General features: G+C 69.2%; 26 protein-coding genes. 25 read left to right on the top strand and 1 reads right to left on the bottom strand.

Translation table 11 applies throughout. The features are described from left to right. Positions 1 to 113 precede the first annotated feature (113 nt). Positions 114 to 4,805 carry a DUF8437 domain-containing protein gene (locus CSR00_RS02655; RefSeq protein WP_099020861.1) on the bottom strand — a complete coding sequence of 1,564 codons (4,692 nt, stop codon included), beginning with the start codon at positions 4,803 to 4,805 and terminating at the stop codon, positions 114 to 116. Positions 4,806 to 5,088: 283 nt separating this feature from the next. Here CSR00_RS02655 and CSR00_RS02650 point away from each other — a divergent pair, with 283 nt between their 5' ends. The 25 genes from CSR00_RS02650 to CSR00_RS02530 all read left to right on the top strand — a co-directional run bounded on the left by CSR00_RS02650 (position 5,089) and on the right by CSR00_RS02530 (position 24,565). Next, positions 5,089 to 5,391 carry a hypothetical protein gene (locus CSR00_RS02650; protein WP_099020860.1) on the top strand — a complete coding sequence of 101 codons (303 nt, stop codon included), beginning with the start codon at positions 5,089 to 5,091 and terminating at the stop codon, positions 5,389 to 5,391. Further along, positions 5,388 to 7,220 (top strand): hypothetical protein, encoded by a 1,833-nt coding sequence (locus CSR00_RS02645; protein ID WP_099020859.1) that lies wholly within the window; start codon positions 5,388 to 5,390, stop codon positions 7,218 to 7,220. The genes CSR00_RS02650 and CSR00_RS02645 overlap by 4 nt, the downstream gene beginning before the upstream one ends. After that, the gene (locus CSR00_RS02640) at positions 7,217 to 7,981 is read left to right on the top strand and encodes a hypothetical protein (protein ID WP_141564235.1); all 765 of its coding nucleotides are present in this window, start codon (positions 7,217 to 7,219) and stop codon (positions 7,979 to 7,981) included. Before CSR00_RS02645 ends, CSR00_RS02640 begins: the two co-directional genes overlap by 4 nt. Positions 7,982 to 8,088: 107 nt before the next feature. Continuing rightward, positions 8,089 to 8,289: a hypothetical protein gene (locus CSR00_RS02635; protein ID WP_099020857.1), complete on the top strand. Its 201-nt coding sequence runs from the start codon at positions 8,089 to 8,091 to the stop codon at positions 8,287 to 8,289. Between the two features lie 131 nt (positions 8,290 to 8,420). Further along, positions 8,421 to 8,798: a hypothetical protein gene (locus CSR00_RS02630; protein WP_099020856.1), complete on the top strand. Its 378-nt coding sequence runs from the start codon at positions 8,421 to 8,423 to the stop codon at positions 8,796 to 8,798. 118 nt (positions 8,799 to 8,916) lie between these two features. Continuing rightward, complete coding sequence (locus CSR00_RS02625) at positions 8,917 to 9,552, top strand: hypothetical protein (RefSeq protein WP_099020855.1); 636 nt, start codon at positions 8,917 to 8,919, stop codon at positions 9,550 to 9,552. Positions 9,553 to 9,768: 216 nt separating this feature from the next. After that, positions 9,769 to 10,023: a hypothetical protein gene (locus CSR00_RS02620; RefSeq protein ID WP_245905793.1), complete on the top strand. Its 255-nt coding sequence runs from the start codon at positions 9,769 to 9,771 to the stop codon at positions 10,021 to 10,023. A gap of 132 nt (positions 10,024 to 10,155) precedes the next feature. Next, on the top strand, positions 10,156 to 10,476 hold the full coding sequence (locus CSR00_RS02615) for a hypothetical protein (RefSeq protein WP_141564234.1): 321 nt from the start codon (positions 10,156 to 10,158) through the stop codon (positions 10,474 to 10,476). A gap of 128 nt (positions 10,477 to 10,604) precedes the next feature. Continuing rightward, entirely contained in the window at positions 10,605 to 11,705 is a 1,101-nt protein-coding gene (locus tag CSR00_RS02610; protein ID WP_328514682.1) for an AAA family ATPase, read from the top strand. Continuing rightward, entirely contained in the window at positions 11,702 to 12,973 is a 1,272-nt protein-coding gene (locus CSR00_RS02605) for a vWA domain-containing protein (protein WP_099020851.1), read from the top strand. The genes CSR00_RS02610 and CSR00_RS02605 overlap by 4 nt, the downstream gene beginning before the upstream one ends. Before the next feature lie 123 nt (positions 12,974 to 13,096). Next, entirely contained in the window at positions 13,097 to 13,285 is a 189-nt protein-coding gene (locus CSR00_RS02600; RefSeq protein ID WP_099020850.1) for a hypothetical protein, read from the top strand. Continuing rightward, a complete protein-coding gene (locus tag CSR00_RS02595; protein WP_099020849.1) occupies positions 13,282 to 14,445 on the top strand; it encodes a hypothetical protein in 1,164 nt (387 codons plus the stop codon). The genes CSR00_RS02600 and CSR00_RS02595 overlap by 4 nt, the downstream gene beginning before the upstream one ends. A gap of 4 nt (positions 14,446 to 14,449) precedes the next feature. Further along, positions 14,450 to 15,772, top strand: a complete 1,323-nt coding sequence (locus CSR00_RS02590; protein ID WP_099020848.1) for an AAA family ATPase — start codon at positions 14,450 to 14,452, stop codon at positions 15,770 to 15,772. A 206-nt stretch (positions 15,773 to 15,978) separates the two neighbouring features. Continuing rightward, positions 15,979 to 16,230: a hypothetical protein gene (locus tag CSR00_RS02585; RefSeq protein WP_141564233.1), complete on the top strand. Its 252-nt coding sequence runs from the start codon at positions 15,979 to 15,981 to the stop codon at positions 16,228 to 16,230. Next, positions 16,230 to 16,451 (top strand): hypothetical protein, encoded by a 222-nt coding sequence (locus CSR00_RS02580; protein WP_099020846.1) that lies wholly within the window; start codon positions 16,230 to 16,232, stop codon positions 16,449 to 16,451. The genes CSR00_RS02585 and CSR00_RS02580 overlap by 1 nt, the downstream gene beginning before the upstream one ends. Then, positions 16,448 to 16,999, top strand: coding sequence for a hypothetical protein (locus tag CSR00_RS02575; RefSeq protein ID WP_099020845.1), 552 nt, complete (start codon positions 16,448 to 16,450; stop codon positions 16,997 to 16,999). The genes CSR00_RS02580 and CSR00_RS02575 overlap by 4 nt, the downstream gene beginning before the upstream one ends. A gap of 65 nt (positions 17,000 to 17,064) precedes the next feature. Continuing rightward, positions 17,065 to 17,394: a hypothetical protein gene (locus CSR00_RS02570; RefSeq protein ID WP_099020844.1), complete on the top strand. Its 330-nt coding sequence runs from the start codon at positions 17,065 to 17,067 to the stop codon at positions 17,392 to 17,394. Between the two features lie 106 nt (positions 17,395 to 17,500). Then, positions 17,501 to 17,806 carry a KOW domain-containing RNA-binding protein gene (locus tag CSR00_RS02565; protein WP_099020843.1) on the top strand — a complete coding sequence of 102 codons (306 nt, stop codon included), beginning with the start codon at positions 17,501 to 17,503 and terminating at the stop codon, positions 17,804 to 17,806. Next, positions 17,803 to 18,288 (top strand): DUF6884 domain-containing protein, encoded by a 486-nt coding sequence (locus CSR00_RS02560; protein WP_141564232.1) that lies wholly within the window; start codon positions 17,803 to 17,805, stop codon positions 18,286 to 18,288. The genes CSR00_RS02565 and CSR00_RS02560 overlap by 4 nt, the downstream gene beginning before the upstream one ends. A 111-nt stretch (positions 18,289 to 18,399) precedes the next feature. Next, positions 18,400 to 18,648: a hypothetical protein gene (locus CSR00_RS02555; protein ID WP_141564231.1), complete on the top strand. Its 249-nt coding sequence runs from the start codon at positions 18,400 to 18,402 to the stop codon at positions 18,646 to 18,648. 209 nt (positions 18,649 to 18,857) lie between these two features. Then, positions 18,858 to 20,609 carry a helicase HerA domain-containing protein gene (locus CSR00_RS02550; RefSeq protein ID WP_141564230.1) on the top strand — a complete coding sequence of 584 codons (1,752 nt, stop codon included), beginning with the start codon at positions 18,858 to 18,860 and terminating at the stop codon, positions 20,607 to 20,609. A gap of 149 nt (positions 20,610 to 20,758) precedes the next feature. Beyond that, positions 20,759 to 20,947 (top strand): DUF4236 domain-containing protein, encoded by a 189-nt coding sequence (locus CSR00_RS02545; RefSeq protein WP_114739608.1) that lies wholly within the window; start codon positions 20,759 to 20,761, stop codon positions 20,945 to 20,947. A gap of 98 nt (positions 20,948 to 21,045) precedes the next feature. After that, positions 21,046 to 22,098, top strand: coding sequence for a DNA cytosine methyltransferase (locus tag CSR00_RS02540; protein ID WP_141564229.1), 1,053 nt, complete (start codon positions 21,046 to 21,048; stop codon positions 22,096 to 22,098). A gap of 176 nt (positions 22,099 to 22,274) precedes the next feature. Beyond that, entirely contained in the window at positions 22,275 to 22,571 is a 297-nt protein-coding gene (locus CSR00_RS02535) for a hypothetical protein (protein ID WP_099020838.1), read from the top strand. A gap of 125 nt (positions 22,572 to 22,696) precedes the next feature. Next, positions 22,697 to 24,565 carry a hypothetical protein gene (locus CSR00_RS02530; RefSeq protein ID WP_141564228.1) on the top strand — a complete coding sequence of 623 codons (1,869 nt, stop codon included), beginning with the start codon at positions 22,697 to 22,699 and terminating at the stop codon, positions 24,563 to 24,565. Positions 24,566 to 24,972 lie beyond the last annotated feature (407 nt).

Here is a 24,972-nt window from a genome sequence, read left to right as displayed (position 1 = left end):
GCCTCACAGCGCCGAGTTTAACCGGCCGCGGTCGCCCGCCAGGGCTGGGGACGTGGCATTGGCGCAGGCCCAGGCGGTGTGAGGCTGCACCGGCGCAGCCCCACACCGCACGGTCAGGCGGCCTGCTCGCCGCGAGGACCGGACTCGGCGTTGAGGATCTCAGCCTGAATGGCGGCGCTGACATCGGCCAGCTCGGCCTCCGCTGCGACCAGCTCGGCCGGTGCGGACAGGTCGGTGCCGACAGCCGCCGCGCGCGACTGCTCAGCCCGATCGCGGGCGTGCTGCGCCCGTGCCGCCACGTCCGCGGCCTCACCGGTTGCGCAGTCGAGCCACGCACTGACCAGCTGGTGAGACCAGGCCGCAAGTGCTTCGGCGCCGCGGCGATGCACCTTGGCGGGCACCAGCTGCGTCCACAGTGTCCGATAGCCGAAGCCGACCTTGACGTGCTGGTCACCGTGCTCGGAGATGATCTCCACCTGCAGTGGGCCGCTGGACCAGCGTGCGCGGTGTCCGTTGCCGTTCACCGCGGCCTCGGCGCAGCGCGACAGATCCAGCGGTGGCAACTGGGGGCGGTACTCGACCAGCTCGTGCAAACGCTCGGCGCGCGCCTGCAGAGCGTCGGCGTGGCGCTCGGCCTCGGCGGCAGCGTCCAGGGCGGCGTTGACGTTCTGGCGTGCGGTCATGTGCTTCAGGCGTAGCTTGCGGACGGTGACCTGCAGTTCGTGCTGGCGCAGCAGTAGCGAGTTGCCGGCGGCCGCGGCCTTGAGCTCGCCGAAGGTCAGGGTTCCGTCCCCGCCGAGGTCTTCGATCTCGCGCACCTCGCTGTCGGCGCGGTAGAGCTGTTCGAAGCCGCGGCTCTTACGCTCGGCCAGCTGGAACATGTAGGCGTCGAAGGAGCCCTGTACGGCGTAGCAGTAGATGTCGATGTGGTCGTGCTGGTTGCCGGTTCGCACACCGCGGCCGTTGCGCTGATCCCAGTCCCGCGCAGTCCAGGTGGGGTCCACGTGGTGCATGGCCGCCATGCGATTCTGAATGTTGGTTCCCACACCGACTTTCGGTGTGGAGCCGAACAATACCGACACGCGGCCGTCTCGGCAGGCGGCGAACAGTGCCTCGCGTGCCTTCGAACTGGTCGCCTCGTGGATGAAGCGGATCCGGTCGGCCGGCACGCCGCGGGCGATCAACCCGGCGCGGATCCTGCCGTAGCTCTGCGCATCGCCGGGGTGCGGCGTTCCCAGATCGCACAAGACCAGCTGAAAGGCCCCCGGCACAGGCGAATTGGCGTAGAGGGTATCGCGGGTGCGGTGATAGATCGAGGCCACGTTGTCGGCGACCGCCTCCAGTTTCGGGGCGACCTCGCAGAACCCGACCAGGTTGGGATCCAGGGCCACCTTGCGGCCGTCCCCGCAGATCGCCAACATGTTGTCCGCGTCGGGCTGGACGCGGCGGGCACGCAGGTCGTCCGCGCGCTTGACCAGGCCGGCCATGAAGGCGCGGGTGTTGTCCGTGGGCTGCACGACGAGGGTGTGCTGATGCGGTGTCGGCAGCTTCAAGTCCGTCATCGAGCTGCGGACCATCGACATGAACGCCCCGATCATCGTGCGCAACTCGGGGACGTTCTGGATGACCACGGGGCGGCGGCGGCTGCGGAAGCCCGAGCCGTCCGGGCTGACCTCGATCAGGGTTTCGTAGCGCACGAACTGCGCCGCCCACGCGTCGAAGTGACCCAAGCCGGATGCGATGAGGCGGTCCGGGTCGCAGAAGCGTTGCCACACATATGCTTCGGCGAGCGTGTTGGTGTAGGGGGTTCCGGTAAAGAGGCTCGCGTACGGGCGAGAGGAGTCGGCGCGGCGCAGCATCGAGAGCTTCAGCAGCAGGTCGGTGGCGCGCTTGCTGGCCCCCATGCTGAACCCCTCGGCGCGTGTGGTGATCGGCAGCCGGCGGAACCGGTCGGCCTCGTCGACGGCCAGGTAGTCGATGCCGAGCATGTCGAAGGTGATCGCCTCGGCGTCGGTGGCGACGTCGCGTAGCCGCTCGATGCGGCCCTCCAGCGAGCGCACGGCCGCGGCGATGCGCTTGCCGTTGTCGCCCTGGCTGCGCTTGTAGTCCTCCAACTCGGCGAGCTGGTCGTCGAGCCATTCGCGTTCCACCTCGGTCGGGACCGGCATGGAGGCGAACGTCTCGTGGGTCATGATCACCATGTCCCAGTCGCCGGTGGCGCAGCGCGCGGCGAACAGGCGTCGGCCGTAGCGGGTCAGGTCCTCGCGGGTGACGACGAGGATCTTGCCCGCGGGTGCGGTCTGCAAGGCCTCGCGTTGGGCCTGCTCGATGAGGTGGTTGGGGACGATGTAGAGGGGCCGGTTGGCAATTCCGAACTGCCGTAATGTCATGCACAGCGCAATCGCTGTACGGGTCTTGCCCAATCCGACACTGTGGGCGGCGAAGGCGACCGGGACGGACAGGGCGCGATCGACGAAATCGCGCTGCCAGGACCACAACTGCAGATCATCGGCGAGGCCGGGGAATGTCAGGTACGAGCCGTCATCGCGGCGCAGCACGTGGGAGTTCATCGCGTGGTTGTAGCGATCGAGGAGACGTTCTTCGCGCTGCGGCGACTCCCACACCCACAGCGAGAACCGCTGCTCGATCGCGGCCAGCGCCGCCAGCGCGGCCTCCGACTCGTCGGCGTTGCGGACCCGGCGGGTCGTCCGGGCAGCGTGGTCGTACACCTCGTCGTAGACGGTGGGCGAGGTGCTGTTCAACCCGGCCTGCAGCAGGTCGAACGCCGACTTGCGGGTGGTGGTGTAGGTGATCTTGGCGTCGGGGGAGATGTTGTGCGCGTTGCCCTCGACCTCCCACGCCGCCAGCGGGGCGATGTGATGGACCCGAACCCAGGACGCTTCGAACACCTCACGGCAGAAGTCCTCGATGTCGCCGGCACTCACCCACGGAGAGCCCAACTCGATGCGCACCTCGTCTCGGCCCAGCCAGCGTGGCTGTACCTGTTGCAGCGCAGTCACATTGCGCTCGTAGGCGGGATTGGTTGCCGCTGCGGCCAAAGCATCCTGCAACTTGGCGCGGACGTCGCCACACAGGTAGTCGCGTGCGGTCTGCACACGACCGGTGGCGGGGTCGCGGTAGGCCAGATCTCCAAGGGCAGCGAAAGCGGCGGCGGCGGTGGGTAGCTCCAGAAGATCGGCGACGCGGGTCAGGTCCAAGCCGCGGCCCTCGCCGAGGGACACGGCCATCGCCTCGCCGGCCGTGCCTGCCCGCGTGACCGGAACGGGGCGCCGGTTGACGCGACGTTGCAGGATCGCCGCGGGCGCGGCGTCACCGGTCTCCTGATCGAAGCGCTCCAACGCGAACACCAGAGCGGCATCCGGGTCCCCCCTGAAGCCGGACATGGTGGGTGTGCGCCAGCTGAGCTTGGGCAGACCGGTGTCGGGGTCGGTCTTGCCCTCGACGAGGGTGCCGCGGTTGAGCGGGCCGAAGCGCTCGACATAGGCCAGATAGGACTCACGGCAACGGATTCGCAGCGGATCAAGAGCCGCATCGGGGGTGCTCCAATCGGCCTCGGCGGTCACGAGGTCAACCGTGGCGTCGCGGAGGGCGACCAGGGCGTGTAACTCCTTGCTCGGTCGTGTGACGGGCTGCAGCTGGCCGTCGAGGACGCGGGTCATCGCGCCGTCGACGAGGTGGAACGAACCCTCTTTGCGGCCGTCGGCGTCGGTGAGCGTGACGTCGGAGAAGTCGACAGTGGTCGCGGCGTCGCTCGGGTAGGGCAGCAGCATACGGTCGGCGGCGGCGAAGGCGGCGGCGACCGCTGCGTGCGGGTCGTCGGCGTCGATGGTGACCGGGTTCTGATGGAACCCGGTCAGTCGCATCGTGCCGGCGACCAGCTCGGGGTGTGCCGCCCAGAAACCGCTCACTCGAGCTGAGTCGGTACGGCCCCGCCCATCGGGGCCGGTCACGTAGTGGTGGGGCTGGCGGGTGTCCCACCCCTGCCGCGCCTCGTCGGCGGCGCGGACCCGCAGCACCAGGACGTCGGCCACCACATCGGTACCCTCGCCGGCGAAGTAGCCCGCCGGCAGGCGGATGGCCGCCAACAGATCGGCGTGCTTGCGCAACGAATGGGACAGTCCGGTGGCCGCATCCATGGAGTGCCGTGAGGTCACCATCACCACGTAGCCACCCGGCCGCACCGCGCGCGCTGCCCGCACCAGAAAGTACTCGTGCAAGGGGCCGTAGAAGGCGATCGCGGAATCGGAGACGTTGGCGGCCGAGAAGGGGACGTTGCCCACGGCGGCGTCAAAGCGGTTGTTGGGCAATGACACCTGCTGCAGGCGGTCCTGCAGGATCCTGGCGTCGGGGTGTAGGACGGCGGCGATGCGCGCGGCGGTCGGGTCCACCTCGACTCCGGTGTAGCTGATGGGCAGGTCGGCCGGAGCGTGGCGGAGGAAGCGGCCGTTGCCGCACCCGAGGTCCACGACGTCGCCGCCGTAGAAGCCGGCGCGCTGCAGCAGCCGGTAGATGTGCTCGATCAACGTCGGAGGGGTGTAGAACGACGTGTCGACCACGCGGGCGGCGGCCTTCATCGCCGCCGGGTCCGCATCGTCGAGGGCGTCGGCCAGCGCGGCCCACGACGCGGCGGGCCGGGGGTCGAACAGAGGAGAGGCCGCGCCCCAACCGGGGAACTGCTCCAAGCAGGCGCGTTGCGCAGCGTCGGGGGCAGCGCCGTGGGGCAGAGTCTTGAGGACGTGCACGGCGCGGACTGCGGAGCGGCCAGCGGAAAGAGTGGGAGCCATGGGGCACCTTTCGGTTCGGTGACCGGCCCCTCAAGGCCAGCCGTTTCGTAGCGCCAGAACGTGTTCCGGCGTTCGTCGAGCACTGTAGCGGCGGGCTCCGACAACATGGTCGACGACGCCCAGCGCGGCGTTGCGCACAAGAATACCTCTCAGGCTTACTGACTTCTATACCTGAGGGCTGATAGGCTCTGCGCGACGGCAACCCAGGGAAGGGGAAACCACCGATGGGGCACACGCCATCACCACCCGCAACCGCTCCCCAGGCGTGCGTGGCGGTTTTCGCGTGAGCACCGCCTACGACGGCGACGGTGGATTCGCCGAGGGGCGCCGCCAGGAGCGGCGACGCTACATCGAAGGGCGCGCGGCGCGTACCGCGGTGCCGGGCCGCGCCAAGAACGTCAAGAAGCCGTGGACCGTCGACGAAGCCAAGATCGCGCTGAATCTGGCACTGACCGTGCCCGAGGCGGCGGTGCAGATCGGGCGGACGGCCAGTGCCGTTGAATCGCTTCGCCAGCGCTGGAGAAAGGGCCGGCTGCCGGACGCCCTTTCCGTTCACATTCCGGCGCCCCGGAAGGAGCAGCGATGACCGAGGCGAATGATCCCGTCAGCTATCTGCTGACAGTCGGTGGACGCACGTACCGCATCGACGCGGACGCCGAAACCCACGACATCTTCCAGTGGTACATCGAGGCCAAGGGCACACCCACCGACCTCGCCGGCCTGTCCCGCCAACAGGTGGTGGCCCGGCTGGGCCGCAGCGCCCTGCCCACCGACTTCCCCGCCTCCGACATGACGATCGGTGACAGTGCCCGCGAGGCCGGTTTCTGGCGAGGATGGTTCGAATCGACCGTCCGCGACTACGAGGAGCGGATTCTCGACACCGCCGCCGACACCGAGAGCGCGGGTGAGAAACAGACCGAGACCAGCGACGACGGCACGTCCCCCTGGGCGCCGAAGACCCGGCAGTGGACCGACGTCCCGATCGTCGCCGACGGCCGCGTCGCGATCGTCACCAGCCGAGGCATCGTCAAGCCCTCCGGCGCGGTCGTCGCCGGCCCCATGCCCGCAGGAGACGCGCTGCACAAGTTCCTGGTCTGGAACTGGGGCCCCAAGCCGAAAGAACAGCCGCAGGTGTGGTTCACCTACGAAGCACTCATCGGGCTCGGCGTTCCCATGGACAACCTGCCGCCCGATGATCTCGCCGGCCTGGTGGCCAAGACGTTCCACTGCGAAGTCACGTGGAGCCAATCCGGCTGGTTCACATGCCGATTCGAGGACCACGACGGTACGACACGCAAAGCGCAAATCGTGCTGGTTCCGCTGCTGTACCTGGACCCGCCACCGCAACAACCGGGTGACATGGGCGTCGCGGGGAAGGAGGGGACACCCACCGAACTGCCCGAGGACGAGGCTGAGGCCGTCAAGCTCCTCGCCGACCGCATCGCATGGCTCGCCGGTATCGGGGACGCCGGCCTCGTGCCGTCCTCGCGGTGGGCCAACGTCGGCGCGCAGCTGCTCGACCGCAAGCGGCAATCGGGCCGTACCAAGGCAATCGAAGTCTGCCCCCTTCCCACCGAAGTCAGCGTCGAAGCCGGCGCCGATCTGGAGCCCACGCTGCCGGTGAAGTGGGATAACCGTCCGCATCGAGGCCGAGAGGACGCCGTGGACGTGCAGGTGGACCAGCGCGCGGCCTACCTCGCCTCCGCAGGGCAGGTCGAACTCGGCTTCGGCAAGCCCAAGGAGCTGCAACAGATCAAGGTCGACGTCTTCAACCAACAACGCCCCCCGTTCGGTCTGTGGCGGCTGCACCTCCCGCCAGCCGAACAGATGGACGGGCTGACCACCAAACTGCCGCTGCCGCACCCCAGCATGCACTGGAAGGAGCCCACCACCTTGTGGGTCACCACCCGCAGCATCCAGCACCTCACAGCGCCGGTGGAATCCGGCGGGGCCGGGCTGGGCGTCGAGGAACTCGACATCGACACCGCATGGGTCTGGCCCGAGCAGTCCCGGCTGCTCCGTGGATGGGCCGACGCCCTGCGCGGCAAGCTCCAGGAAGCCCGCGACGCCGAACGGCTCGACTACCAGCAGATGATCAAGGCCATCTACACGACCTACCTGGGGCGTATGGGCAGCGGTAAGTGGCCGCCCTTTCACAGCGAGCACCAGCAACCCGCCTGGTACGCCGCGATCCGCGCCGACACCCGGTTCCGCGCCATGCGCTACGCCGCCGGCATCGCCACCCAACACGGGCTCTACCCGATCGCCGCCGAACTCGACGCGTGGATCTACCGGCTGCCCGCCGGGACCGATCCGCAGATCCTCGACGAGAAGTCCACTGCCAACGGCAAATACCGCGTCAAGTGGACTAGCGCCGACAAGGCGGGTACCGCAACCGAGGGTGCGGGCCAGTGAAGAAGGGCCGCTTTGCCACCTCCCCGCAGACGCCGCCCCCCACGCCGCCGTCCTCCTTGGCGCCTGCGGCCACCCCGCCGCCGAGCAGCAGCCAAGCGGGACAGCCGTCGTCAACCGGCGGCAAGGGCTTCGGCGCGTCGGTGCGCGCGCTCGTTGAACGAAAGTTCCGCGAACTCAGCAACACGCAACGCTGGCAGGGAGTCTCGGAAGCCAAGAGGCGGGCCGAGGCGCGCCGTCGCGGCACCGATGAGATGCGCAAGCGTCTCGAACGCGAGACCGGGAAGCGGCCGGCGGCGAGCACCGTGACTCGCAACGCGTCGAAGGGGAGAACCCCGCAGGGTGCAGACCAACAGCGCCTCGACCGCCAGGCCGCCATCGACCGTGCTGGCGGACTGAAGCAGTTCGCGTCCAAGGCGAAGATCAGCTCACACCAGGCGCGCCGGTGGCGGAACTCCGGCGGTCCCATCCACACCTCGGAAACCATCGTCGTCGACTTCGACGTCACCGGGGACCTGCAGCACGGGCAGCGCACCGAGGGTGAGCCCGAGACTCTCGACGTCGGCAAGCACCTGACCGGCGAGGTGACGCTCGATGGTGTTGACGCCGACGACTTCATCGAGGCCTTCGCCACAGGTGACATCGAGACACAGAAGGAGATTCTCGGTGTGCGGATCGCGCAGACGATTCTGATCGGCTGGGACGGCAACATCACTCGCACCTACACGGTGCAGTCGATCACCACGTTGAGCATCCGCGACTGACGGGCCGACGACTTGTCGGCCCCCACGACTAGACTCATCACCGTCACCAGTTCCACAATCCGGCCCGACACGCGTGTCAGGTCATCTACCGAAAGAGGATGTGCCCCATGGACACAACACACACACGATCCGCGCCCACCGACGCCGCAGTGATCCCTCCGGAGCCACCGCTGCCGGAACCGGCCGGCACGATCTGGGTCGACTTCGGAGACGGCGGGTCGGCCCGCTGGGCGGGGCTGAGCACGACCACCCTCGACCAGGTGTGCGCACATCTGGAAACCGTCAAGAAGCCCGACACCCTGACCTGACGAACACCCGGCAGCACAGTTCGTCCTGCCCAGTACAGTTGAACGACAACGAGGCCCCCGTGGCCGCGCCCCACAACAGCAACCGGCCGGGTATGCGTACCCAGTCTCACAACCCCGATGGGAACCACCACATGCAGCTCACAGAGGACGAGATGGCGAGCCGCGTCGGCCTGCCCGGCCCCGTCATCGCCGAACTTCTCCAGCCTCCCAACGGCGCTTCCACCACTGCCTGCTTCGCCGACATCGACGTTCTCCGCGCCCAGATCGCCGCGCTGATGCTGTCCTACGGAGTGCGCTGGCAGTGGGTGCAGACGGCGATGCGCGAGTCCTCGCCGAACCCCGAGTCCCTTCGGGCCGCACTGGAGTTCTGGAGCCGCATCGCTCCTCACCCCGCCCACCCGCGGCACTGGCCGCATGCGGCCACTGCGCTGGCGACCGCCCTCATGGTCCTGTCCCTGCTGACGGGCATCATCCTCGGGCTGCACCTGAGCCCTCAGGGGCTGCTATGACCGAAAGCCAACGCCCCCACACGGGGGGACGCGGCATCGCCGCAGCTAGCACCCATCAACCGCAAAGCGAAAGCCGGCAGCGCCGGCCCGACCCACCCATACCGAAGGAGTCCTGATCATGACCGACAGCCGCGTGTACACGCCGGCGCAACCCTGGTTCCCGCCGGCAACGCCGGTGGAGTTCCCCGAGGGTCGCCTCACACCGGCCTGGGTGGGCAAGGTCGCCAAGTCCAAGCACGGCGATGTCGTGATCCGCTCCCACCTCGTCCCGCGCCACCCGCAGGACAAGCGGTACATGGGCGCGTTCCGAACGTTCTGGCGAGCACTGGCCTTCGCCGACCGCCGAGGCGTCTACGCGATGCTGGAACGCTGGCTGGCCGATGCCGATGCCGAACTGGCGGGCACCGCACTCAGTGAGGAGGACGTCGCCGTGCTGCGCCGCTTCCGCGGCGACGTCGACGGCGCGCTCAACCGGCTCAAGCGCGCCGATGACGAGCCCATGGCGTGGGCTGGGGCCGAGTTCTCCAAGTACGCGCCCGAGGAGCGCGTCATGCTCGAAGCCCTCATAGGCGCCATCTCCCTGCACCGCGCCGGCGATCTGGCCGACGACGAGCTGTACGCCATCCTGGGCAGCCTCGACGTCGACCCCGCCGACCGCGACACCGGCATCACCGACGCGGCCCTGGCCAAGATCCGCACCGCCGCACGAACCGGGGAACCGCTCGAACTCGAGTCCACCTATCGGCGCTCCTGAGGCAGACCGGCGCGAATTTTCTCCGGCCGCCTTGATCCCGTCGTCCGCCTCACCGTGAAAGGGTGCTGTCGGGTCGGGGCGATGACCGCGGAACCGTGGTTGTCGGTGGTGCCCGATAGCATCTCCCCGTACAGCGCGAAAGCGATTGCTGGAACTATGAATCGGCCGTCTCTGCGGGGATCGGTCACCGACGGAGGGGCACACACCATGACCGACGTGAACACCACTTACGGCACCGCTTCGGACTGCCTGGATGGCCCTCGCGGCTGCCAGGGAGATGCCATCCCCCGCGCCGCGCTGTCGGGAAGCGGGGAGTGCTACACCCGCTGCGACCATCACTGGAACGCCTACTACGAGCGCACGGCCCCGAGGATGGCTGAGATCCGCGCCCGCTACCCGGAGACCCCGCCGCTCGACTTCGACCCCCTCGCTGCGGGCGAGCGGTGGTCGTATGACGACCCCTGGCCGTGACACACGACCGGCTTGTCGGTACCCGCCGGTAGAATCATCTGCAACACGAATCGCCCAGTGCGATAGCCTAATCGGCCCCACCCGAGGGTGGCGCCACCCAACCCCGAAGGGGCGATGACAATGAACGATGCCATGGGATCTGCGCGCTTCGTCGGCCCGGCCGCCGGCGTCGTCCACGACGGCCAACGGGTGGTCGAGTGGTTCGGCGACGCCGGTCTGTACGTCCTGGATCCGCCGCTGCGCGGGTACGGCACCGTCGTCGCCTCCACGCTGGACCGCGCCCCGCGCATCGCCGCCTCCGGCGGTGCCGAGTACGGCGTCGAGACGTTCCTGTGGGGTGTCACCGGGGAGGACCTCCATCGCGGGTTAGACGCCGAGGAGCTGCCCGGCAGCGGCTGGGGCAACACCCTGGCCGACGCGCTGGCCGAGGCGGGCTACACGTTGATCCCGTAACCGGTCGGGGTTTGCGTGTCGGTGCCCACCGATAGAATCATTCCGCAGGACAAAACCAATGTCCTGCACCACAAACGGCCATCCCCGCGGGGGCGGTCACCAACCGAAGGGTCAATGCAATGGCTGATATGAACACCACCGTCACCGTGATCGACGCGTGCGGCATGGCGAAGGTCCCGGCGCTACTGCTGAGCCGCCCCGGAAAGGGCAAGTCGAGCCTGATTCGCGGGCTCGCTGCCGCCCAGACCATCCCGTGCGAGGTCGTCCTGGGCTCGCAGTACGAACCCGCCGAGATCGGTGGACTGCCCTATCTCGACCCCAACGGCAACGGCGTACAGCGGGAGGCCCCCGCGTGGGCCAAGCGGCTCGTCGAGGCGGGCGCGGGCATCGTGTTCCTCGACGAGCTGACCACCGTGCCCGAAAGCGTCCAGGGGCCGATGCTGACGGTCGTCCTCGATCGCGTCGTCGGTGACCTCAAGCTCCCCGAGGACGTTCGCGTCGTCGCCGGCGCGAACCCACCCGATATGGCGGCGGGCGGCTACGATCTCGCGCCGCCGATGGCAAACCGGTTCTGCCACATCAGCTATGAGCCGACCGTCGATGACTGGCTGCACGGCATGAGCACCCGGTGGCGCACCCTGCCGGTGTCGCGCGCGGTGGTCGCCAGCACCGAACGCGTCTCCGCGACGGTATCGGCGGTAATGGGCTTCATCCATCATCGTCCCGACCTGCTCGACAAGTTCCCGGAATCCCCGGAGGAACGCGGCCGCGCCTACCCCTCGGAGCGCAGCTGGGACATGCTCGCCCGTGCACTGGCCTACGTACGCGCCGACGACCAGCCCGCGATCCAAACCCTGGCAATGGGATTGGTCGGCGAAGGGGCCGGCATGGAATTCGTGCAGTGGTTGCAGCACGCCGACCTACCGGACCCCGAGGCCGTGACCGCCGACCCCTCGCTGGTCGACTGGGCGCATGAGCGGCCCGATCGCGTGTGGGCTGTCCTGAACGGCGTGGTGACCCTGGCCGCTGAACGCGGCACCGTCGAGGCGTTCCGCAAGGCGTGGAAGCCACTCGGTGCAGCCGCGGATGCCGGTGTGAAGGACTTCGCCGCGGCCGCGGCGCGCACCCTGGCCAGCTTCCGCCCGCCGAACGCGAAGATCCCGGTCGAGATGCGCAAGTTCGAAGCGCTGCTCAAGAGCGCCGGGCTGCTGAGCGAGGACGCGGCATGAGCCTCGCGACCGGCACCGAGGCTCGCGCTCTGACCGCTGAGGAACGCGAGGCGTTCCGAGTGGTGCGGCTGGTGGCGTTTCAGCAGATGCCCTACTACGCCGCCGGGCTGTTCAGCCTCATTCCCGTAGCACTGCCCGGCTTGGGTACGTGGGCGGTAGACCGTTGGTGGCGCGTGTATCTCGACCCCGAACTGTTGGTGGGGGAGAACGCGTGGCCGGTGCGCGAATCCGGCGGAGTGCTGTGCCACGAACTCAACCACGTGCTGCGCGTGCACGCTGAGCGGGCCACGGCGCTGCCGCAGCCGTACAGCCATGACGCATGGAACCTCGCCGCCGACGCCGAGATCAACGACGACCTGCTCGACGCGGGTGTGGAGCTGCCCGACGGGGTGGTCACACCGAAGGCCATCGGGTGTGACGACCACGGCATGGCCGAGGACTACTACGCGCATGTGGTCGACGACGACCCCGGCGGCGGAGGTGGCAGCGGCCCCGCTGAGGACGGGGAGCCGGGATGCGGATCCGGGGCGGGACTCGCACCGGTTCCGGGGGAGTTGGCACCGGCCCACGCCGTCGACGGGCAGACCGGCGTCGACGAGGCGACCGGCGGACTGATCCGCCGGCAGATCGCCGAGGCGGTGCGCGAGGCCGCCGGGAAGGGCCGCGGGACCGTGCCCGCCGGTTTGCAACGGTGGGCCAACGGCGTGCTCAGCCCGCCCAAGGTGCCCTGGCAACGGGTGCTGCGGTCCGTGACGCGGCAGGCCGTCGTCGAGGCGGCTGGCCGGGTGCAGTTCACCTACACGCGGCCGTCCCGCCGGCAGAGCCCCGGCCTGATCCTGCCGTCCATGCGCGGACCCAAGGTGCGGGTCGCCATCGTGCTGGACACCTCGGCGTCCATGACCACCGCCGATCTGCTCGCCGGTATGGCGGAGATCCGGGGCGTGCTCAAGTCGACGGGTATCAGCGGCGATCGCGTCACCCTGCTCACCTGCGACGCCGCCAACGGAACCCCGCAGCGGATCAGCCGGGTGGACAGCGCCGTGTTGACCGGGGGCGGGGGAACCGACATGCGGGTCGGGATCGCCGCCGCTGACGCCCTGAGGCCGCCACCTCACGTCACCATCGTCATCTCCGATGGCGACACTCCGTGGCCCGATCACCCGCCCCGGTCGAAGCTGGTGTGCGTCATCGTCGGGAACGAGCACGCCGCTTCTCGCACACCGGGGTTCGCGCTGACGGCCAGGGTGCCGAGCGGCGCTGGCTCTTGACGGTGGTGGTCCACGTGTCGGTAGGTCGCGCTACAGTTCTCATGTAGCGCGACCCCCACGGGTTGCCCAGAGACGGCCAGGCTTGCGAGCCCGGTCACCGAGCCTCGATAGGCGGTACCCACCATGGCTGAGAACAGCGACCATCCCGGCGGCGCACTGCACGCTTACGCCCACCAGGTGTTGGCCGGCACGGGCCTGACCGAGACCGACGCGTACGCCATCCCGTCCGATGACGACGAGGGATCAGCGGTGCACGCGTTGCAGCACGGATGGGAGCTGGCGTGCCGCGCAGCGAAGGTGGCGGCGCAGTGACCGTCGAGTTCTACGACCTCGCGCAACGGCTCGCCGCCGAGAAAGCGGGCAAGCCCGTCCTGCGGGTCGCCCAGGCACTCTTCACGCTGACCCCCGCGGCGGTGTTCGTCGAAGCCCACATCACCGAGAAGGGCGTCATCCGAGCCACTCTCACACCGCCGGCCGGAACGCCCACCACCTGCACGGGGGGTGCAGTGCTGCGCGCTCTGGCGCGCGCCGGGACACAGATGGACCCCGCGCAGCCGCCCGCGCAGCTCGTCATGCCGGATGGGGCCACCCTGGCCGCGCTCGCGTCCATCGCGCGCAGCCACCACAAAGACGGCGACCCGAGCATCCGTGCTGCCTCGGCGGTCATCGGATGGTGGATCGACCGAGCGGGCTATCCGGGCACCAACGCGGTCGTCAACCTGCTGGCCCACTCTCGTCAGAGGTTCATCACCGCAGCGCCACCCGACGCCGAACGCCACACGGCTCATTGGCGATCCGCGCTAGCCGTACCCGGTCTGCCGCAATGGGCTCAGCGCGTCGGAGCCGGGGTACCTCTGGACGCGTTGACCCCGATCCGGGAGGACGACGCCTACAGCTTCACCCAGGCGTGCGCGCGGTTCGACAAGGGCTACAGCTGGACTGCACCGGAACCGCCACCGGTCGCGGCCATGGGGCTGCGCGCCCGGTGCGACACCGCAGACCTTTGGGAGGCGGCGCTGCTGTCGGATCGGCTCTGGCGACACCGCGCCGTGCACACGGGCCACGTGACCGGCGGTGAAGTCGTCGCGACGACCAAGGCCACCTTCACCGTGCGCTGCCGCCGACTCGACGCCCGGCTACGCAGCGGAGCAGCTGTTCTGGGCTGGGCCGGCGGGCTGGACTCCTACGACCGGTCCACCCACTTCTACGGCGACGTACACGAAGCAACGGCGCACAAGGGTGCCCTGCTGCTCACCGTCGCACGGGTGGCCGCAGCACACCGCCCAACGACCGGGCAGTGGGTCTCTCTGATGCCCGCGCCGCCCAATCCGCGCACCGTGAGCATGGGCCGATCCAAGTACCGCCGGTTGCAGTTCCGCGCCGACTCGTGGATCGCCTCGGGTAAAACCCCCGGCCTACGCCGCCGCGACGTGCCTCTCGATGTCCTCTGTGCCGCAGCAGAAACGGAGTAACACCATGCGGATCCTCAAGCCGCGCAACACCGTCACCGAGCACGACGGCGCGACCTCACCGCCGGCACCCGTCGCCGCACCGGCGGCCAAACCCAAGCCCAAGGCGGTCACCTGGCCGGGAATGGAACTGCTCAACGACCCGATCAGCGCCCAAGTGCTCATGTCGGTGTGGAGCGGAGATCTCGTCGTCAACGTTCCCAGCCCGCCGGGAGCCGGCAAGACCCGCCTCACGGTCCTGCTGGCCGCGGCGCTGTCACACCGCGCCGGCCTGCGGGTCGGTATCGCCGCCCAAACCCGCGCACAGGCCGTCGACATCGCCCGGCGGCTGTCGGACGTATGTGAGCATCCGAAGATCGGATTGCTCTGGGGCCGAGGCACTGTCAAGCCTGACGCCCACGGATGTCCCGTCCTCGACGGGTCGACCAAGATGTGGCCCAACAGCGGAGGGGCCGTCCGCGTCGCCACCAAAGCGCGGTGGCTGTTCTCCGAGCCCTCAAAAACCAAGGCCGACATTCTGATCGTCGATGAGGCGTACCAGTGCACCTACGCCGACCTCGGCGCGCTCGGATCGATGGCGGCGCAGGTGGTCTGCGTCGGAGACCCCGGCCAGATCGACCCCGTGGTCACCGGTGACGTCACGCGGTGGGCCAACTCGCCCACCGGCCCGCACGTCCCCGCCCCACACGCGCTCGCCGCCGCCCACCCCGAGATCGTCAACACCGTCGCACTGCCCTACACCTGGCGGCTGGGACCCGACACCACCCATCTCGTGCAATCCGCGTTCTACCCCGAGCTGCCCTTCACCTCACGACGCCTACCCGAGCACATCGCCGTCGACGGCCAGCCGCTACCGGAACTGACCCACCGGGCGATCACCGTCGCCAACGGCAGCACCGATACCGCCCTGATCGCCGCCGCGGTGACGCGGGTCCGCGAGCTGCTCGACGGCGCGCAACTCTGCGACGCCGCCGGCGCGCGCCCGGTCACCGAGGACGACCTGGCCGTCGTCGTGCCTCACGTGCCGCAGGCCGCGGCGGTACGCGCCATGCTGGCGGATCACCCACGGCTGCTCTGCGGGACCGCCGATGCCCTGCAGGGCCTCGAACGGCCCGCCGTCGTCGCCGTGCACCCGATGGCCGGTAAACGCACCGCCGATGAGTTCTCCCTGACGACGGGCCGACTGTGCGTCATGCTGTCCCGTCACCGCAGCCACCTGTCGCTACTCGTCGACGAGCAGACCCGCGACGTGCTGCACCAGGCCGACTCCGAGGCTGCCGCCGCCGCGGCCACCGTCATGGACCGGCTGCTCGCGACCGAAGAATTCTGAGTGCCGCGGCGACGGAATCGGGCCGCGGCGGCGGTACTTCTCCGGCGTGGATGCCAAAGACCCCTACCGGAACCGACCGCCCAGCCCGCCACCGGAAGATGTCGGAGCGTCGCGATACACTGATGGCAGCGACTCACACCGAGAGCGCACACCAACCGGCCAGGCCCGCGGGCCCGGTCACAGAGCCCCGAAGGGTGGCACCACCGATGTATTGCGTTGACGGCGAGGACATTCCCCTCGAAATGCTCACCGCGGACCAAGCCCGCACCGTTCTGCACGACCTCCACGCGCAGGCCGCCGCGAATACCACTCACGACCGTGCCCTGGCCGCCCGGATCGACGACGTGACCGGCTGGCTGGAGACATTGGCCGACGAAGCGGCCGCCGTCGCCGCGGACGAGGCCGCGGCCGAACACGCCGCCGACATCTACGCCGACCAACTGGCCGGGATCTACTGATGACCGCCACGGACACCGCTGACAGCGCAGAGGTCGACGTCGACACCGACGACATCTGCTGCGACCCGTACGAGGAAGGCTGCACAGCCTCGCTGGACGACGGCGAAGGATGGAACGGAGCGTGCGGCAACTGCGCTGACCGCCAGTACGCCGAGGAGGAAGGCGACTGGTGGCTCGACGACGCCGACGACGCACCTCGGTGTGAGGGGGACCGGCAATGAACCGCCCCGAACCGGCGCTTCCGGCCGCCCTGGCAGCGCGGCCACACGACCGCCGCCGCGGCCTACCCATCCCCTTCGTCAACGAAACCCCGGACGGCGAGGTCGATTTCGCGGCCATTCAGGCGAGCCAGGTGCTGCGCTGCGCCCGTGAGCGACTGTGCGGCTCCTGCGGGCAACCCCTGGCGTGGTGGGTGGCGTTCCTCGGAGGCCCCGAATCAGCGACGCAGCGGGCGTATCTCGATCCTGGGATGCACCCGGACTGCGCGGAGGCGGCTCTGACCCTGTGCCCCCATATCGCTCGGCGCCACCATCGACGCGCCCCAGAACACCGGCTCGCCGCCGGCGTCATCACCCCCGACACGATGACCGAGACCAAGCCGCAGCGCTGGGTCATGGGAATTTGCCGCGACTACGAAGCCAGGATCGTCGCGCCTCGCAGCGCGCAGGCGCACGTGCTGTTCCTGCCCAGGCCCTTCCACCGCACCCGCACCTGGAGCTACACCGCCGCAGGGCACCTCACCGAGGACACACCCCCACGGCGCCGCTGACCAGCGGGGACGGCACGTCCCCGCAACACACGGACGATCACACGCCCAGCCAGGAGGAGACAACCATGCGCGCACTCCGCATCAGCGCCAACGGATGGTGGCAGACCATCGACATCGAGCCCGCCGTAACGAACCGGCACCGCAGCGCCACCCTCGGTCTACGACACAACATCGCACTCCGGTACTGCGCCGACACCATCACGGACGCCGAACCCAACATGGCCGCCATGGCCCTCCTGCCGGCGGTCAGCGACCTCGAACCCGAAGCCGTGCCGATGATCTACGGCGACGCCGTTGTGATGGGGGTCGACCCGGACACGGGTGAACCCGCCCCGATGAACGCCCAGCAGTACCACGCCATCAGCTACGCCCTCCTGTCCTCGCTGGCCGCCTGAGGCCGAGCGGCCACACCGGGCAGCGGCACGCAGTGGCCGTGGCCCCTCACCTACACGGCCGGCCCCGAGAGGCCGGTCACCAACCCCCGAACGGTGGGAGACCGTGATGCCGATCGACGACTGCTACTACACCCCAGTCCAAGACCCGGCCAACGCCGAGTTGACCTGGGCGACCTCGCTGGGCGACTTCCAGCTGGCCGACCGCGTGGCCCTTCGACCCGAGTCGCACTGGCACAGCGCAGGCGAGCGCACCGGGATGGTCGTCGGCGTCCCCGGCGGCTGGGTCCGGGTGCTACTGGACACCTCCGGCCGCAAGGTCAAGATCCGCTGCCGGGACCTGGCCGTCATCGCCATCCCCATCCGGTGCAGAGCCGTCACCAAGGCGATCATCGAATCCAAGGACTTCCGGTGAGTGGGCACGTGCTGATCCTGGTGGCCTGTGGCGCAGCCAAACTGAGCCATCCAGCTGCCGCCGAAAACCTCTACACCAGTGGACACTTCGCCCTCATGCTGGCAGCCGCCCGCAGCGAAGCAGCCGACACGGTGCGCGTCTGCGGCGGCACCGCCAGCGTCGCCATCCTCTCGGCGCTGCACGGGCTCATCGACCCCGCAACCGTCCTGGAGCCCTACGACCTCAAGATGGGCCAGCCCGGCTCGATCACCGCCGCGCAGGTCGCCGCCCAACTCGTCCACACCCCGCCCGACGAGATCGTCGCCATGCTGCCGACGGCCTACCTGCTGGTGCTCGCCGAGGCCGTGGACACGCTCAACGACGCGACCCTGACCGACATCACCGTCCACAACGCTTTCGAAGCCGCCCCCGGTATCGGATACCAACGCGGTGTCGCCGCATCGCTGCTACGCACCGCAGGCCGCATCGGCAACGAGTATTGAGTAGCAGCAAATGGCAGTGCGCCACAATACAATTAGAATGCGCCGCAGATCGTGACGCACCAAACGGCCCGGCCTGCTGGCCCGGTCGCCCACCTCCGAAGGGACGCCTACATGACAATGCGCACCGTGCTCATCCAGTGGACGGAGATCTCGCAACACACGGCCCGCGTGCAGGTACCGGTCGACAGCGACACCGAGGAACTGGACCTGGAGAACCGTCTGGCCGAACTCGACGATGACGGCTTCCAAGGCCTCGAACGCGAGATCCAGTCCGTCGTCGCCGTCGAGCACGATCCCAACGCCGAAGTCCTCGTACCCCTCGACGAGACGACTGCTCGGCGGGCGAGGATGCGCCGCTGATCGGTGCTCGACCCTACGCCGGGGACCTGCCGTCGTGCCTGCTCAGCCGTTCACGCCGAGCGGGTCCGACGCCCCGGACTCGACGCCGCCCCGGCGCGTGCGACGGCTCGCGGCGACATGAGGGCTGATCACAACCGCCCGCGCACCCTCAGATCGGCACTCGCCGGGTGCATACTCGAACGACACCACATCAGAGCAGGTCAACGGGGATGACAAGGAACATGCACGTCACCGAGCAGGGCGACGCGCCCGCGCCGCGGATCGCGCTGTCCGCAGACTTCACCATGCCCGTGGACGCCGTAACCGCCACCTACGCCATCCTCGGCAAGAAGGGCCGCGGAAAGACCTACACCGCCTCGGTGCTCGCCGAAGAACTGATGGACGCCGGCTGCCTGATCTGCGTTATCGACCCCACCGGAGTCTGGCACGGCCTGCGGTCCTCCGCCGACGGACGCGAGGCCGGTTATCCCGTCGTCATCCTGGGCGGAGACCACGCCGACATCGCGCTGCGCCCCGACCAAGGCGCGGCCATCGCCGAACTGATCGCCCAACAGCGCTTCCCCGCCGTCCTCGATCTGTCCCTGATGCGCAAAGCCGAGCGCCGCGCCTTCGCCGCCGACTTCCTCGAAACCCTGTACTGGCGCAACCGTGAACCGCTGCACCTCATCATCGACGAGGCTGACGAATTCGCACCGCAGCGGGCCCCAGCGGGCATCGAGCGGCTACTCGGAGCAACAGAGGACATCGTGCGCCGCGGCCGCGTTCGCGGGCTCGGGGTGACGTTGTGCACCCAACGCGCTGCTGCCCTGCACAAAACCGTTCTTTCGCAGATCGATTCGTTGATCGCACTCGGAGTGACCGCGCCGCAGGACGTCAACACCATCAGCGAATGGGTCGCCCAGCACGCCGAGGAAGGCCAAGCGCGCGAAGTCCGGCAGTCCCTTCCGTCACTGCCGGTGGGGCAAGCCTGGGTCTGGTCACCCGAGTGGCTCGGGGTCACCCAACGCATCAGTGTGCGCCGCCGCCGGACCTTCGACTCCAGCTCCACCCCGAAAGCGGGAGCGCGCCGGCACACCGCCATCACGTGGGCTCCGGTCGACGTCGACGGCCTGCGCCGACAGCTCGACGACACCACCGAGGACCAGCAGGCGCCCCCCGGCGCGAGAGACCAGCAGGCCCAGGCCGAGATCGACCGCTTACGCCGACAGCTGGCCGCCGAGCAGGCGCGCGTCGCCCAGGTGCAGCGCGTCGAAGTACCGGTGCTCTCGGGCGAGGACATGCAGGCACTGACCGAAGCAGTGACCCGCCTGCGCGACGTCGGCGAACAGATCATCGCCGCGGCGACCACCGTCGAACGCGCCCTCGCCGCAAGACACCCCGCCATGACCAGCGCACCCGCCACGTCCCCGAACCGCAAGCCTCCACCTGGCCCTCCGGACTCGAAGTCCCCCGTCGCCGCAACGGCGGGGGAGGGGACCGGTGACGGGCGCCTCGGTCTGGCCCACCGCCAGATCCTCACCGTGCTCGCTCAGCACGGCCAGCGGACCACCAACCAGGTCGCCTTGCTGACCGGCCGCAGCCACAAGGGCGGTGGCTACCGCAACGCCCTGTCGACACTGCGCAGCAGCGGTCTGATCGAAGGCCGCGGCGACATCCGCATCACCGACGCCGGCCGGCACGCGCTCGGCAGCTGGGAGCCTCTGCCCCCGCCAGGGCCTGGGCTCATCGCCTGGTGGGCCCAGCAGCTCGACAAGGCGCCCCGCCTGATCTTGCAGTACTTGGCGATCAACGCCCACCGCGACGTTCCCATCGCCGAGATCGCGGAAGCCACGGACTACAGCTCCGCCGGCGGCGGCTTCCGCAACGCCGTATCCCGGCTGCGCTCCCTGGGCCTGGCCACCGGACGTGGCGAGCTTCGCATCAACCCCGACCTGCTCGCGGCCGGCGACAGCACGGCCTAACGCTGCGGCCCCGGACGGGCGTGGCCGGGGACCTGTCGTAGCCGCAGGCCACGGGTGCGCCGAGGGCAGCATGCGCCCGAGCGTGACGGAAATCAGCTCCGCGGCCGGTACTACCACCACGACACCCACACGCAACCCGGAGGACCATCGTGCAGTTCCGCAAGACCAAGACCCTGGGCCCCTTCCGCTTCACCCTGACGCAGCGAGGCCTGTCAGTCAGCGCCGGAGCAGGCCCCCTGCGCTTCAGCCGAGCGGCCGACGGCACCGTGCGCCGCACACTTCGGCTGCCCGGCACGGGCATCTGGGATACGAAAGTTGTCCGGCGCCAACGACGCTGACGAAAGCCGCCTGTCGCACCGCTCCGATAGGATCACATTCGAACAACCAGAACACGGCCGACGCTCGCGAGTGCGGTCCCCACGCCCAGGAGGGCTTAATGAGCACACCCGCGTTCGAGCAGCACCCGCCGTCCCCGACGATCCTCGACGCGTTCGCCGGCCCAGGCGGATGGGATGTCGGCGCCGCCATCATCGGCATCGACCCCTCCGAGATCCTCGGCGTCGAGATCAACGCCGCCGCCGCGGCCGCGGCCACCGCCGCGGGCCACCGACGCGTCCTGGTCGACATCCTCGACATCAACCCAGCCCACTACCCGAACACCACCGGATTCATCTGCTCAAGCCCCTGCCCGACGTTCTCGCCGGCAGGGCTTCGCAGCGGTACCGAGGATCTCCAGATCATCCTCGACGCCATCACCCATGCCGGCAGCGTGGACTGCGACTGCCCCTGGGAAGACATCGCAGAAGAACTCACCGACGCCAGCGACCCACGAACAGCGCTGGCTGCGCAGACCATTCGCTTCGCCCTCGGGCTGCCCAACCTCGAGTGGCTCGCCTTGGAACAGGTCGCCACGGACGCCACGACGATGATGTTCGAGGACATCGCAGCGGAACTCATGGAGGACTTCGCCGGCGTGAACGTCTTCACCGTCGACTCCGCCCAATTCGGCATGCCGATGCGCCGCAAACGAGTGTTCCTCGTGGCCAACCGATACGAGCCGACCGGGCTCCGAGACCACTATCCGGCGACTGTCCACTGGCCCGAACGCACGATGGGCCAAGTGCTGGGATGGCCGGACGGCGAGATGGTCCGGACACGCGGCAACAGACGCGCCACGGGAGGGAATCTGTTCGCCGCCAACAAGGTCGGATGGTGCCTAACCGAGAAGGCGCGCTCGTGGACACGGGAGAGTACCGGTGAACGACTGACCGAAGCCGAAGCCGGATACCTGCAGGGGTTCCCACGTGACTATCCCTGGCAGGGAAGCCGCACCGCCCGCTTCCACCAACTCGCCGATGTCGTCGTACCACCCGTCGCAGCGGCGGTCCTGGGCACAGCGGCCAACCGGCCATGGAGTGCCGCGACCCTCCAGTACCTCGCCGACCTCTACGACCATCCCACTGACGCGACCGACGCGCTGGCGGGGTGAACGGCACGCGACAGCCCCCGCCCAGCACCACGGAAATCGGGGGTTGTCGAGACGCTGAAGCGGCCAAACCCGCAGCTAACCTAGACACCACGCGCCACCAGCGACCACGCGAGGACCAGGACCTCAGCAGCGCCGGGACCGGTGCTCACGAGAAGACCGAGGGGAGATCACCGCCGATGACCGCTCGCGGAACCGACCGTCCGCCGGTGCCCAGCGCACCGCCCGCGGCGCCGACCGAGGTCATCGTGGTGCACGACCTCCAAGAAGGCGACTACCTGCCCGACTACGGCAGCACGGTGAGCAACGTCGAGATCCGCACCGAACGCCTCGGCGTCGAATGGGTCGACCTCCTGCTTGCCGACCAGCGCCACCTCACCCTCGACGGCCACGACGACATCGCTGCCGTCCCCGCGGCGGCCGAGTTCGCGCCCGTGTCGGTGAAGGGAGGTACTGCCCTGTGTCACGGTTTGTGATCAGCAGCCTCCGCGAAGGCCCTGAAGAGCTACGACGCCAGCTCCCGCTCAGCGCAGAGACCGTCGAGATCCGGACGGGCCCCGACGGCCAGGCGTACTTCTCGGCGCGCCTCGACGAGCAGGTCATGCACCGCCTCAACCCGAGCGACAACGCGACGGCCCTGCCGGCGGAACACCTCGGCGCCGACGACGCCGGACCCTTCCTGTGGGTGCGCGACATCGTGATGCGCCCCAGCCGCCCAGGCGACGCCCCGCACTACGGCATGCAGCGATTCCCCGTCGACATCGCCTACGTCTTGGATCTCAGCTACCACGACGACCAGGTTGTCGACTTCACCAAACTCCAGCCCGTCGCGGCCGTCGACATCGACGACCTCCCCGACGACCAGGAGGCCACCGCCCACGGCGATCAGCTCGCCGCGCCGCCGCCGTCACCGATTCCCGAGGACCTCGACGTCGAACGGACGACCCCCGTCGAGACGGCCGATCAGCTCACCACCCCGCCACTGGCGGCGGCGACCACCGAGGATCTCGCCGCCCCGGCCGAGCCCGAGAACCTCGTCGACGCGACGGCACCGCCGGGCACCGACAGCGGCCCGGACATCGACGACCTGCCCGATGACGAGGAGACCACCGCCCGCGGCGATCAGCTCGCCGCGCCGCCGCCGTCACCGATTCCCGAGGACCTCGACGTCGAACGGACGGCCCCCGTCGAGACGGGCGGCCACGGCGGTCAGCTCGCCGCCCCGCCGCCGGTGTTTCCCACCGAGGACCTCGACGCCGCCCCGGCCGAGCCCGAGGACCTCGGCGCCGCGACGGCACCGCCGCGTGCCGACAGCGGCCCGGACATCGATGTCGAACGGACGATCTTCATCGAGCTCGATCACCGGGCTGAGGACAGTCCGTTCAGCAGCGACATCGCGGTTAGATCCGATCAGACGCCGGTAGCGCCGCCCGCGGCAGTACAGCCGGAACACCAGGAACCCGCGCAGTCGGGTCCTCTCACGCCGGTAGCGGCAGAACCGGTCGCCAACGGTCACAGGGAACCGCTCGATCCCGTCCCCAGCGCTACCGGTGCGCTGAGCGCGGCTATACCGGCGGCGCCCGCTCCCGGCGACGGAGAGATCACCGGACCCCTCCCAACAGAGGCAACGGCACGTCCCTCCGACGCGTCCGTCGCCGAGACCGGGGCTATCGCGAGAGCGCAGCGGCGGCCCAGCGGCCCTCCGTCGGCACCACCGTCGCCCAGCATGCCGTTCGGGCCCGCTGCAGCCCCTCCCGCGCGGCCACCTCGCTTCGGAGGGCCGCCCGTACAGACTTCGACATGGCCGCACGGCGCACGCCCCCCGCACTCAGCCCCCGAGCGGCCGGCGCTGCCGTGGAACGGCACGCCGCCGCCGGTCATCCCGGTCAATCGCGGCAGGCGCACACCGTCGGCGAGGGCACTGGCGATCGGCGCCGCTGTGCTCGCCGCCCTGATCCTCGTCGTGCTCGCGGTCTGGAGCGTCGCGCGATCCGACACCGACACCGGCCAGCCGAGCGCCCCCATGAGTACTCAAGCCAAGCTCGACGCCGAAACCCTCAAGCGACTCAATGCTGCGCTGCCCAAAGGATATTCGGAGAGCAGCTGCTCGCCGGACGAGGCTGCGGCCGATGCCACGGTCACCTGTGGACGCAACACCGATCCCGGCGGTCCGGTGAAAGCGACGTACACGCTTTACGCCGACAAGCGGACCCTCACCCGAGCCTTCACCGAGACCATCGGCAAATTCGAGCAGGTTACCTGCCCCGGAAACATTCAGTCCCCCGGTCCGTGGCGACGCAACGCCGCCCCGGACACCGTGGCAGGAACGCTGTTCTGCGGCATTCAGGCAGGCCAGGCTGTGGTCGTGTGGACCAGCGACGCGCAATTACTTCTTAACGTCGTCGAATCAGGTGCACAGGGCCCTTCCTCCCTCGACCAGCTCTATACCTGGTGGGGCACCCACTCCTGACAGCGCGGCAGGCGGCGCGCGCCGGAACCCGTACGTGCCCGTGCGGGCGGTCCATCTGTCGGAGCCGGTGAGTACACTCAACGCTGCATCACCGCAGCACAATCCGGCCCGGCATGAGTGCCCGGTCACCAGCGCGAAAGGCACACCGCCATGCCCAACCACGACATCGCACGCGAGATCCACCGACTGCCGCACCATCTACTGCTAGCTGCCCTGCCCGATCTGCGCGCCACAGACGTATTGCACGACCTACGAACCGAATTCGCCAGATGGGCCGTGAGTCAGCCCGAGCAGTTCGGTTCCTGGCGGCAAGCGTGGAGCCGCTGGACGCACGCATCAGCACACCGGCCCGGCGCGATCACGCTGACGGTGACTTGCCCGGAATGCCGAGGACGCCTCTTCAGCAC

The organism is Mycolicibacterium palauense (assembly GCF_002592005.1).
GTDB classification, from domain to species: domain Bacteria; phylum Actinomycetota; class Actinomycetes; order Mycobacteriales; family Mycobacteriaceae; genus Mycobacterium; species Mycobacterium palauense.
This window is presented reverse-complemented; position numbering and strand designations above follow the sequence as displayed.